Source organism: Thalassoglobus sp., from assembly GCF_048270125.1.
GTDB lineage: Bacteria > Planctomycetota > Planctomycetia > Planctomycetales > Planctomycetaceae > Thalassoglobus.
Genome location: NZ_JBLWTN010000002.1, coordinates 428306 through 440179 on the forward strand (window position 1 = coordinate 428306; position 11874 = coordinate 440179).

The 11874-nt window shown below is 50.7% G+C and carries 11 protein-coding genes; 8 read left to right on the forward strand and 3 right to left on the reverse strand.

Annotated elements, in window-relative coordinates:
- Nucleotides 1-21 precede the first annotated feature (21 nt).
- The 6 genes from folE (at nt 22) to ACN0YR_RS04005 (ending at nt 6026) form a co-directional block, all read left to right on the forward strand.
- The gene (gene folE, locus ACN0YR_RS03980) at nt 22-627 is read left to right on the forward strand and encodes a GTP cyclohydrolase I FolE (protein ID WP_417848011.1); all 606 of its coding nucleotides are present in this window, start codon (nt 22-24) and stop codon (nt 625-627) included.
- Nucleotides 624-1412 (forward strand): hypothetical protein, encoded by a 789-nt coding sequence (locus tag ACN0YR_RS03985; RefSeq protein ID WP_417847897.1) that lies wholly within the window; start codon nt 624-626, stop codon nt 1410-1412. The genes folE and ACN0YR_RS03985 overlap by 4 nt, the downstream gene beginning before the upstream one ends.
- Nucleotides 1413-1649: 237 nt before the next feature.
- Complete coding sequence (locus ACN0YR_RS03990) at nt 1650-1991, forward strand: hypothetical protein (RefSeq protein WP_417847898.1); 342 nt, start codon at nt 1650-1652, stop codon at nt 1989-1991.
- A 136-nt stretch (nt 1992-2127) separates the two neighbouring features.
- A complete protein-coding gene (locus ACN0YR_RS03995; protein ID WP_417847899.1) occupies nt 2128-5118 on the forward strand; it encodes an anaerobic glycerol-3-phosphate dehydrogenase subunit C in 2991 nt (996 codons plus the stop codon).
- Nucleotides 5119-5245: 127 nt separating this feature from the next.
- Nucleotides 5246-5491 (forward strand): MoaD/ThiS family protein, encoded by a 246-nt coding sequence (locus ACN0YR_RS04000; RefSeq protein WP_417847900.1) that lies wholly within the window; start codon nt 5246-5248, stop codon nt 5489-5491.
- Between the two features lie 97 nt (nt 5492-5588).
- The gene (locus tag ACN0YR_RS04005; RefSeq protein ID WP_417847901.1) at nt 5589-6026 is read left to right on the forward strand and encodes a molybdenum cofactor biosynthesis protein MoaE; all 438 of its coding nucleotides are present in this window, start codon (nt 5589-5591) and stop codon (nt 6024-6026) included.
- Between the two features lie 178 nt (nt 6027-6204).
- Here the strand turns inward: ACN0YR_RS04005 and ACN0YR_RS04010 are convergent, their stop codons facing one another.
- From ACN0YR_RS04010 to ACN0YR_RS04020, 3 genes are all read right to left on the reverse strand, one after another.
- A complete protein-coding gene (locus ACN0YR_RS04010; RefSeq protein WP_417847902.1) occupies nt 6205-7935 on the reverse strand; it encodes an SMP-30/gluconolactonase/LRE family protein in 1731 nt (576 codons plus the stop codon).
- A 103-nt stretch (nt 7936-8038) separates the two neighbouring features.
- Nucleotides 8039-9469 carry a N,N-dimethylformamidase beta subunit family domain-containing protein gene (locus ACN0YR_RS04015; RefSeq protein WP_417847903.1) on the reverse strand — a complete coding sequence of 477 codons (1431 nt, stop codon included), beginning with the start codon at nt 9467-9469 and terminating at the stop codon, nt 8039-8041.
- 118 nt (nt 9470-9587) lie between these two features.
- The gene (locus ACN0YR_RS04020) at nt 9588-9797 is read right to left on the reverse strand and encodes a hypothetical protein (RefSeq protein ID WP_417847904.1); all 210 of its coding nucleotides are present in this window, start codon (nt 9795-9797) and stop codon (nt 9588-9590) included.
- Between the two features lie 408 nt (nt 9798-10205).
- Between ACN0YR_RS04020 and ACN0YR_RS04025 the strand changes: the two genes are divergently transcribed.
- Together ACN0YR_RS04025 and ACN0YR_RS04030 are read left to right on the forward strand one after the other, a co-directional pair.
- Nucleotides 10206-11537: an FG-GAP repeat domain-containing protein gene (locus ACN0YR_RS04025; protein WP_417848012.1), complete on the forward strand. Its 1332-nt coding sequence runs from the start codon at nt 10206-10208 to the stop codon at nt 11535-11537.
- Nucleotides 11538-11575: 38 nt separating this feature from the next.
- On the forward strand, nt 11576-11842 hold the full coding sequence (locus tag ACN0YR_RS04030) for a hypothetical protein (protein ID WP_417847905.1): 267 nt from the start codon (nt 11576-11578) through the stop codon (nt 11840-11842).
- Nucleotides 11843-11874 lie beyond the last annotated feature (32 nt).

Genomic DNA, 11874 nt, shown 5'->3' on the forward strand with positions numbered 1-11874 from the left:
CGATGTCTTGATAATGAAGAGATTGAAGTGCCTGAAGAAAATCACCCCATCAGTGCCGACAAAACTGTCGACAAACCGCGAATCGAATCAGCAGTTCGAGAAATTCTGGCAGCTGTCGGCGAAGACCCGGACCGTGAAGGTCTGCTGGAAACTCCCGCGCGTGTGGCCCGTATGTATGAAGAGCTTTTCAGCGGCCTTCATCTCGATCCTGCACGCCATTTGAAGAAAGTCTTCACGGAGACTTACGATGAACTCGTGCTTGTACGGGACATCAGTTTCAACAGCATGTGCGAGCACCATCTCCTCCCGTTTCTTGGCGTGGCTCACATCGGATACATTCCACGTGGGCACGTTGTTGGTCTCAGTAAACTCGCTCGCATCGTGGATGAGGTCTCACGCAAACCTCAAGTCCAAGAGCGGATGACGGAAACGCTGGCGAACCTCCTGGATACTGAACTGGAACCAAAGGGAGTCATTGTTGTGCTCGAAGCAGAGCACTCATGTATGTCGATTCGAGGCATCCGCAAGCCTGGCTCTGTGACCATTACCAGCGCCGTTCGAGGCTTGTTCCGTAAGAACGAATCGAGCCGAGCCGAAGCGATGGCCTTGATAAACAATAAGAAATGATTCCGGAATTCGCACTACAGCTGATCTGCGGACTCTCGACTGTCTGGTGTATCGCCCCGCGTTCTCAAATTACCTCTGGTTTCTTTCGAATTCAGATGTTGATTGCGCTCGGGCTGAGCGTGTTGCTGTTCTTGACGTCCAATCAATTTCCAACTCCTCATGCCAATGAGCAGGTGTTATCGCAATTGGTCGTGGGGGCGTCGATCTTATTGGGGCTTCTCGCCTTTTCGGGATCGGTCGCCTGGACGCTGGAGCGCCGAAAAGGGGGGACGATCTTTGCGTACTTACTCGCGACATCCTCCATGATCACTTTGGTTACGGTCGCAATGCTTCTCTCCGCAAATTCCACTGAAACGCCGAGAACAGTCTCAACTGCCACTTTGGCTGCGATCGCTGACACTGTTTCCGCTGCGTGGTTAATCGGCTCAGTCACCTCAGCGATGCTCCTCGGGCACTGGTATCTCACCGCTACAGGAATGCCACTTAAACCATTTACTCAGTACAATGTGATTTTTCTGGTGGCAGCGACTTTGAGGATGGGAGCCACACTCTTCTCGTACTCTTCGCAAGGAGTTGGCGTCGATTCGAGTTGGGGGCTGTTGACGTTGAGGTGGGCAGGGTTAATTGGGCCATTTATTATCGCGATTCTCACCATTCGTATCCTACGATACCGGAATACTCAGTCCGCGACAGGTGTCCTTTACGCTGCGACGACATTGGTCTTCATGGGAGAGATGGCAGCCAACCTGATCGAACAGTCCCACGCAATCCCTACTCAGCTGTAAATTCTGAGTGCCGATTGAATGAGACGGCTTTCCCTGCTGTGACAACGCTCATACGATAGTATCACTATGCATCTGACATTCCACTGCCCGAAATGTGATCGAACGACTCAGACTGGCGATATCGCTCAATTGACAAATTTGAATTGTTCACATTGTGACTGGGAGCGTCCTATTCCAGAGGACCTTGAACGTTCCGATCAGGCTCCAAGCGAATGTTTTCGCTGTGGGAATTCTGATTTGTGGCGACAGAAAAATTTCCCCCAAAGCCTGGGGTTTCTGTTTGTCGCATTAGGAGCCATCACGAGTAGTATCGCCTGGATGTACTACAGGCCGATTCTGGCACTCGGCATTTTGATGGGCTTCGCCTTACTGGACATGGTCCTTTACATCGTGATGCCCGATGTCCTCGTCTGCTATCGTTGTCGAACCAAGCATCATGATGTCGATGTCAGCCAGCACGCAGCTTTCGATCACGAACTCGGAGAGAAATACCGTCAGGAAAAAATTCGACAGGAAGAGGCAGAGCAGGAGCAGGCAAAGAAAGGTCTGACCCAGGTTGATACAGAAGGGCACACTTAAGAGAAAGGCAGCCAGTCCAGTTGGCCTTTAAGGGCAAGTTAAGCAATAGAGTCAGTCCTGAAATGCTTTTGGGGTTTCGGGATTCACAACTGGCGTTCGACGACGAACTCGTGTTCTGAACAAATCGACACACTGAATGAGCGTGTCATTTGTTTTCGTCTCAGGGATACAACAAAACGAAGCAACTTTGGACGAGCAACAGCTGAGAATACTGGATGATTTGAAAGGTGAGTTCACCGGGGAACTTCGCTTCGATGCGATTTCGCGCGAACTCTATTCCAGTGATGGCAGCCTGTATCAAATCCTCCCGCTGGGTGTTGCGTTTCCCAAGACAGCCGAGGATGTCTCCAAGCTTGCTGCTTATACTTATGAAAATGACATACCTCTGATTGCGCGAGGTTCTGGGACTGGTGTCGCAGGAGGGTGTTTAGGGCGGGGGATTATTGTCGACTTCTCCCGGCACATGAAGAACATTCTCCAGGTCGATGGAAGTACAGTTCGCGTTCAAGCTGGAGTGATCCGCGATCAACTCAATCGTCATTTGCGGCAGCACGACCGATACTTTCCACCTGACCCTTCCAATACAGCGATGACCACTGTCGGTGGTATGATCGCAGTTGATGCTGCAGGATCGCACGCAATTCGAGTTGGCTCGACCCGTGATTATGTGCAGAGTGTCGAAACCGTCTTGGCGGACGGCTTCAAGTTTGAAGCTCAGCGAGTCGAAGACGCCCTCTCGATTCCGAAGCCTGGGCGGGAGACTGACCTTGTTCATCAGCTGGCGATGCTGCTCAATGATAATGCAGATCTAATTCGAAAACACCAACCGTCACTCGTTCGGAATTGCTCGGGTTATCAGCTTCGTGGCGTGATGGACGGGAGAGCGATCCATGTGCCTCGCCTGTTGGTCGGCTCTGAAGGGAGCCTCGGAATATTTACTGAGGCCACGTTGCATACCTCGCCAATTCCATCACGACGTGGCGCCGTCTTATTGCTGTTTGGCGATCTTGAAAAAGCGATCGATGCCATTGAAGTGATGACCGGACTGCAGCCGAGTGCATGCGATTTGCTGGACCGAAGACTGCTGTCGCTGGCCAGAGAAGCTGACCCACGATTTGCAAAACTGATTCCGGTTCAAGCTGAAGCGGGTGTTCTGATTGAGCAGACAGGTTATTCAAATCGGCAAGTTCAGGACCGCTTGCAAAATATCATTCACGTCGCCCGTAACGCCGATTCCACCGTCCACGTTGGGATGGAAGCGTATGATGAAGAAGGGGTTGAGTTCCTCTGGTCGTTACCTTACCGGGTCATTCCGTTACTCAGTAATTTGCGAGGCGAGACGCGCCCTCTTCCGTTCGTTGAAGACATCGCAGTTCCGCCTGAATCGCTACACCAGTTCCTGATCAAAGCTCAGAAGGTCTTTCAGAAACATTGGGTGACAGCGTCTCTTTATGCTCATGCTGCCTCTGGACAAGTTCACTTTCGACCGTTTCTCGCAATTCCGAATTCTGACAACGCTTCGAGGATTGAAGAGATCTCGCGAGACCTTTACGAAGTCGCTTTCGAATTTGGAGGAACGGTCAGTGGGGAGCATGGAAATGGACTCGCACGCACTGCATTCATTCGAAGCCAGTACGGTCCGTTGTATCGCGTCTTCCAAAGAGTTAAAGAGCTTTTCGATCCACACAATTTGCTGAATCCAAACAAGATCGTCAGTGACGATCCGCATTTGACGATTCGCGATTTCAGAGTCAATCCCGATCCAGAGCAGACTCGTAGCGAACTCATTCCGTTGCAACTTCAGTGGAAAGAGGGTGAGCTGGAAGAAGAGACCTTGCGCTGCAACGGTTGCGGGAATTGTCGTGTGCAGTTTGACTCCTCTTACCGGATGTGTCCCTTCTTTCATGAAGAGACGTCAGAAGTTTACGCTCCACGATCCAAAGCGAATTTAATTCGAGCATTGGCAACAAGTTCGATTGATCCAAAAGCATTTTCGACTGAACAGGCGAAAGAGCTGGCTGACTCCTGTTTCAACTGTAAGCAGTGCCAGCTGGAATGTCCTTCGAACGTAAATATTCCTGCACTGGCAATCGAAGCAAAAGCACAGTTCGTCGCTGCCAGTGGGCTTCCGAGGTCGGATTGGTTTCTCTCCCGGGCTCATTCCTTTGGGAAGCTCGGAGTTGCTATTTCGCCACTTGCGAACTGGTTGCTCGGAAATCGCATCAGCCGTTGGATGGTTGAGAAACTTTTCGGAATTTCTCAATACCGCCGACTTCCGAAGTTTGCTCACAGGCAATTTTTGAATACCTGGCAAGCTGGCCGGTATCGTGAAGATCGCAAGAAAAAACAGGATTACGAAGTCGTCTACTTCGTGGATCATTATGTGAACTACCACGATCCTGAACTGGGCGACGCGTTTTTGCGAGTGCTTGAACACAACAATATTGGTGTTGTGATTCCCCGGCATCAAGTCGCCTCTGGAATGGCGATGATTTCTGCTGGTGATTTAGAAGCTGCGCGAGAACTTGCGGAGGTCAATCTTGGGATTCTTGGTGAATTTGCACGCGAAGGGAAAACGATTGTCTGTACCGAGCCGACTGCCGCAGTTTGTCTGAAGCAGGAGTACCCTCGTCTTATTGATCATCCCGATACTCAGGTTGTGGCGGACCAAACCGTTGATGCTGGAGCTTATTTTCAGTCGCTCCATGCACAGGGCCGACTGCTCACAGATTTTCATCCGCTGGAAAAGACTCTCGGATACCACACGCCGTGTCACACAAAGGCTCTCAACGAATCTCCACCGTGGGTTGAGTTAATGCAGTGCATTCCGAACTTAAACGTTCAATCGATTGATAAAGGCTGTTCGGGAATGGCAGGCGCATTTGGGATGAGCGCGACAAACTTTGAGCTGTCACTTCAAATGGGGGCGGGACTCATCGCGGAAATGCAGAGGCCGGATCTGATGCTTGGAGCGAGCGAGTGCAGTAGTTGCCAGTTTCAGATGAAACAGAATTCAGCACTGCCGACTTTGCATCCTCTGAAAATTCTCGCGTTGGCATATGGGATTATGCCATCGATTCAACGAAAGCTGGCTCCCGATCATCGCGAGCGGACCTTGATTACGTAGTGCAACTGCTGAGAGCAGTTGTTGATGAGGAAGGAGAGAAGCCAGGCCCGCTGGTCGAGTGGGGCCCATCCCTGTCTTCCTGTTTCGTAAAACTTTGAGCCGTGAAAACACAAGCAGTAGAACAGCAATGCAAATCACTGTGAAACTTTTTGCCCGAGCGAGTCAGCTGGCTGGTCGATCGGAAGTCGTCGTCGAGGTTTCCGAAGAGGCAAACGTTGGAGAGTTCCGGTCTGCACTTGCCACACAGCATCCCGAGCTTCTTCCGATCATCGACAGCCTCTTCGTTGCGATCAACGCGGAGTACGCGAACGATGACCAACTCATCCCGGAGTCTGCCGAAGTTGCCTGCTTCCCTCCTGTCAGTGGTGGGTAGCTCCACCTGAGAAGTCTGTTTGCTATCATCTCAGAAGTCTTCTCTACAAGAAACTGGTTCATAAGTCATTCGTCTTAAGTTTCAATCCCACTGAACTATGTCTATCGCCGAATCCGACCGTCTCGTCCAGCTGACTGATCAACCGATTGACAGCAATGCCCTCACGCAGTTTGCAACCACACCGAGGTCAGGAGCCGTCGTTCTGTTTCTGGGAACAGTTCGAGAACTGACAGGTGATCGGAAAACAGTCGCGCTCGATTACGATGCCTATCCAGAGATGGCATTAGCCAAAATGAATGAACTGGTTGATGAAGCCTGCGAAAAATGGCCTGTTCAAAAAGTTGCGGTCGTTCATCGCACGGGGCATCTCGAACTCGCTGAGGCGAGCGTTGCCATCGCATTAAGTTGTCCACATCGCGTCGATGCGTTTGAAGCGGGGCGGTTTCTGATCGACGAACTCAAGGTAAGAGTTCCCGTCTGGAAAAAAGAAAACTGGGACGATGGCACAACCGAATGGGTTCATCCCGGCGAGTAGAGCAGATTGCTCTACCATGTCCCCGTGAAGAACGCGAACTGCCAGTGAAACTGCCGTTCACCACGAGGCAGATCACGAACACGAATTCGAAAATTGCTGGAATGTTACTCTCGCCTGAAACGAGAATGTCAGGCAAGAGTGAGCTCATTCGTTGTCGAAGGTTAAAGGCCGTTCCGATTTACAATCGTGGTTTCGGTGGAGTCACCGGAGCTTTCCAGGGTTGTACACCAGTCGCTTTGACCCGTCGTTTAAAGACTTTGTCTCCACAGGTCACATAGAGCGTGTCGAAGTTTTTCCCGCCAAAGACAACGTTCGAAAGCCATCCATCTTGTGGTTTATCGATGATCAAGTGGACCCGCCCCGGTTGATCGAGGACCTGTAATCCCTGCCGGGTTGTAACGTAGAGTCGTCCCTCAGTGTCGACCGTCATCCCATCCGCTCCGCTGTTGCCAGTCGAGTCGGGAAGATGGAGGTGACCATACGCCTGTTTGTGTGCAAGTTTTCCATCTGGTTGAATCTGGAATGAATAAGTGAACCGCCCAGCAGTATCCGAGACAGTGAGTAACGTTTGGTCTGGTGAGACGATCACACCGTTTGGACGTTCAATTCCGGTGTCAACGACGCTCGTTTTTCCATCAGGAGTGAATCGCCAGACTTTTTTGTTGTTCGGGTCGGTGAAGTACCCTGAGCCGTCGTGCAGCACAACAAGATCGTTGCTCTCCACTCCTTTGCAGACGACCTCCATTTCTCCGCTCATCGCGTAACGGACAATTTGTTTGTTTCCGTTTTGGCAAGCATAGAGTTTCCCATCAGGGCCGAACATTAAACCGTTCACACCAGGACTGTTTTCCGCAAAGGTCGAAACTGTTCCATCAGCCGAAATCTTGTGGATTGACCCGTTTGGAATGTCGGTAAAGAAAAGTTCTCCCAGATCATTCGCGACCGGACCTTCGGTAAATCGATGCCCGGAGCTTACGACTTCCCATTTCTCGCCGGGAATCAAGAGGTCGGTGCGCCGGTTCCCGGTTGTACCTGCCTGAATGGGTTCCGGATAATTTTTCCAGAGCCATCGCATGGCATCCGGCATGATCTGAACAGCGTGTTTCGAGTTGTGACCACCGTCGCCCCAACGATGTTCGACTTCGTATCCGGAGAACTCCAGCGCAGAGAGCATCGCCTGATTGGCAACAAACCATTCTCCGCCATATAGATTCAAATCGTTTCTTCCATCGGAAAGAAAGACTCGCAACGGCTTGGGTTCATGTTTGCGGATCAAAACAGGGTAAGCATCCCCACCACGGAGACCAACGTAGGTCCCAATCGTACTCAGTACACGTCGAAACTGATCGGGACGCTCCCAGGCTGCGGTGAAGGCGCAAATCGCTCCGGAACTTGCTCCTGCAATCGCCCGGTCATTGGGGTCGTCACTAATGTTGTAAGACTTTTTGACTTCAGGGATGATCTCTTCGATTAAAAAACGAGCGTAGCGATCTCCTAATGCATCGTATTCGAAACTACGGTTGAACCTGGGTTGTGCATTAGAATTGGCAGCAGGGACGACTCCGGGGCTGATGAAAATTCCAATTTGCACAGGGACTTCGTTCTTGTGAATCAGGTTGTCGAGAATTTCCGGAATGTGCCAACCCTTGGCTCGGTTCAAGCCGTCCTGAGCGATGAAAAGGCACGCCGGTTTTTCTTTGTTGTACTGCTTAGGGATGTATAGCCAATAGTCGCGAACCGTCCCCGGGAAGATTTTGCTTTCCCATTTGATAGGCCCAATGATCTCCCCCTTTGGGACTCCAGCATGATACTTCGAGTCTTCGGGCAATGTCTCTTTGTCTTGTGCAAACAGTGTTGCATTGCAAACAAGGAGAGTCGAAAGCAGAGTCAATCGAAGCAAATAGTTCATGCTCGGAAGTTCCATTGGGGATGATGCAAATCGAGACAGGTTTTCTCCTGGAATCGTATCGAAAGCGAAATCGATTCGCGATTAACAAGCGAGTTCACAGGTCTTAGTTCGAGACTGGTTCGCCACGTTCCTGAGACAGTTTGTCGAGAATGTTCCGGGTGATTTGAACAACGGTTGCGTCGTTGCCACGTAAACCGTGAGCCCAATCGGTGGACCCGGAAGTGAAGACGTTTCCTCCCTGCGTATAGGTTCCGAGGACGGAAGCACCGATGCGGTCCTTGGGGAACTTGTCGTACCAGTAAGAATCACCCGGTGCCCAGCGAGCCGGACACGTTCCAAGAATCGTAAACGATTCGGGAGTTCCGTCACGATGAGTCGGAAATGGAAGACCTTCTTTCCAGGTCATCTCGCAGCCATCACATTCATAACCAACAATCGTATCCTTGCCGCCGAAACGTTCTCCCTTTTTGATGTCGGTCTTGGCGAAGATCCAGTGTTCTGGCCGATGGACTTCGTATGAAGCTGGACCCTCCATGAATTGACCGTGGCTGCGATGGTAACCGCCCCAAAGAAATCCGACGCCAGTCAGTTCGTTCTCCGGTCGTTGAACAAGATGATGGCTCCAGGCTGTGCTGAGCAGTTTATGATCACTCGTACGATAGAGAGGATCGAGCTGATAGACCTGTTTCCAGCTTGTGAGTGCGCGACCATTTTCTTCGCTGCGGACTTGCCAACAACAGGTGTTTCCACTGAAGAAAGCGACATTTCCACCCTTTGCGATGTACTCTTCCAGATGGTCTCGCATTGGTGCAGACCAGTATTCATCGTGACCTACGCTCAACACTAAGTTGTAGTGCTTGAGGATTTCCGGATGGAATTCCAGATCGCTGTTGGCCGCATAATCGAGTGTGTAACCGTTCGATTCCGCCCAGCGAACGAAATGCAATTCCCAGTTGTTGAATTGTGAATTGATTGGCCGATTGAAAGAGACGCGATGACCTTGAAGCCCGTCTCGGTCATGGTAAGAGTATAAACTGTGCCCGCCCCAGTTGGTGTATGCGTTGTATGTGTTTGTTGAGAGCTGAAGTAGAATCTTGGTGTCTTGACCAGGATGTGAAGAACGAACAACGAAGAATAGCACCGCCCGTGCCGGTTTCTCTTCGCCTGCTTTCTTTCCGGTGAGAGTGACTTGATAGTATCCGGAACGCCAATCCTTGGAGACTGGAAACTCGAACGCGACCGGCCAGTTACAGCCATCTGAAGAGGCTCGATCAGGAATCGGGTAAACCTTCCCGATGATTCCATCGTGCGTGAAGACTTGCTCGTTCTTCGGACCAACTCGCTCCACGGTCATCGAAATTTGCTCAGCACTCGAAGAGAGATGCAAGCCAACTTTCTCTTCAGCGACATAACTGAGTTGGTCAAAATAACCCTCAACAAACAGCCCTGTACGAGGAGCTTGATCTGCAAATGCAATGGAGCAAAAAAGAGGCAGGCAGAGGGAGGAGAGTACGGCGAGGCGTGTAGCAAACATTAAAAACTTTCCTGTTGAAGAAGTGTCATTCTCATCTTAAAGAGCAGAGGCAAAGGATGCCATCACAGCGCAGATCAACATCATAAATGGAGACGCCAGATTCCCCGGATGACTGGCTTCAACCTGAATCAAAAAGAATCAGCAGGAGGCCTACCAGAATCTGAATCGCAATTGAAAACCAAAACGTCACCGGCTCTTCGTCGCGACGAACAAGCCGGGGGATTCGCCCCGCTGGAGTCGGGACATCGTTCGAAAGGCTTTTCGGAAAATTCGTTCCAAGCGTCATGCCGAAGCACAATTTGAGTGCAATTAAGATCAGAAGAAGCATCTAAAGCCATTCGGGAGAAGATGGATGTGTTCTGTCCCGTGGCGGGCAGTCTTTGATGATAATGTCATTGATGCGCAGGGCAAGCAATGGAAGTGCCCTGACGCTCGTGAGGTTCTCTCGAAGGTATCTTATGTGTGAGCATTTCGCTTTTGTGAGACGTTAGCCATACTTCCCCCGAATGCGCGCGGCCTGTATTCTCCTTTGTCGGGGTCCTTGTTGATGCTTCGTTCTTTTAAAGCGACTAAATTTCTAGTCTTGGTTCTGCTCGTGAGTTGTTTTGGATGTTCTAGAAAAGGAAGTGATTCCGCCGCTAAAAAAAAATCAGTGCCGCCGGCATCTCATGCAGAGGTGGTTCGCTTTTGTGCCGATTGTCATGCTTTTCCTCATCCAGACACGTTTCCGGTGAGTATGTGGAGAGCAGAAGTCGAGCAGGGATACCAATTTTACGAGAAGTCCGGACGCACAGATTTAGTTCCTCCAGATCTGGAAGCTGTTGTCTCTTACTATGAAAATCTTTCGTCTGAAGATTTTCCAATTCCACTTGCGCAAAAAGTCGTCCCGTCCGGACCGATTGTCTTTGTTGAGGCGAGCTTTGACCGTATCGATGCCCCTCTTCCGGGGATCTCTCACATGTATGCAGATTATGGAACCGACAAAGCTTCTGGAAAACTGATGGTGACAGATATGTTGCAAGGGCATATTTCTCAGTTTTATTTACAAAATGGGAAACCGAAAGTTGAAACAGTTGGGGGACTCTCGAATCCGGCGCATGCACATCCAGGCGATCTGGACGGGAATGGGATTCGCGACTGGATCATCTCTGATTTGGGGAGTTCCGATGCCGCAGATCACAGCAACGGGCTTCTAGGCTGGATGGAAATGCCCACTGACGGAGGGGACATTAAATCGACTGTCATTTACGATGGCGTTGGTCGAGTGGCCGATGCTCGATCCGCAGATTTTGATGGAGACGGTGATCAGGATATTGCCGTAGCTGTCTTTGGTTGGCGAGAGACGGGAAAGCTTGTCTGGCTGGAGCAACTCCAGCCCAAAGATGGCGAGCTTCAGTTTAAAGAGCACGTCCTGAGTGACCGCCACGGGGCCAGCCATGTTCCGATAATTGATATCGACGACGATGGTGATTTGGATATCGTTGTCTTGTTCTCTCAGGCATATGAATCTGTGGAAGTTTACTTGAACGACGGCTCGGGGAATTTCGAGAACAAAGTGCTTTTCACAGCGGACGATCCCAGCTATGGGTCCTCTTCGATCGATGTTGTCGATCTCGATAACGACGATGACTGGGATATCATCTACACCAATGGAGACAGTCTCGACAGCAATCTACTGAAACCGTACCACTCAGTTCAGTGGCTGGAACAGACAGACGATTTGAAATTTGTCCATCATGTGGTCACCAAGATGCCCGGTGCATATTGTGTGAAAGCGGGCGATCTGGATGGAGATGGTGACATTGATCTTGTGGCCTCCTCAATGGCACTCAGTTTTGAGCATCCATTTTATTCTTTGATTTGGCTCGAACAGGTCGAAGGAAAGCAATTTGTTCGTCACAATCTTGAGTCAGGTGTCTCTCAGCACGCCTGTCTCGAACTGGGTGATTTCGACGGCGATAACGATCTGGACATCGCAGTTGGTCACTTCGAGCCCCGAGAAATCGACCACTCTCCATGGATCTCTATCTGGTGGAACGAAGGGAAACGCGAAGCGAAGTCACCCTGACATTGCGTGGTCCACGAGTTTTGTTTTGAAGAGAACGTTTGTCCTATGATCTGGAGTACCACAACAAGATGAACTGGGAAGATGACGACGAACTAGATTATGGGGAGACCGATCCTGACGAGACGTTCTCGGTCCCCTGTCCCAATTGTGGTGCGGATGTGTATGAAGACTGCGAGATGTGTCCCATTTGCAACGAGTACATCATCCGCTCTACGAATCCTCTTTCGGGAAAGCCTGACTGGTACATCTGGACCGCTCTGCTTGGAATTCTAGCCGTGATTTTCGCGATGCTCTTTGCGTTTTAAGAATGTTGCCTGCATGTTGGGGGGCATGGCAG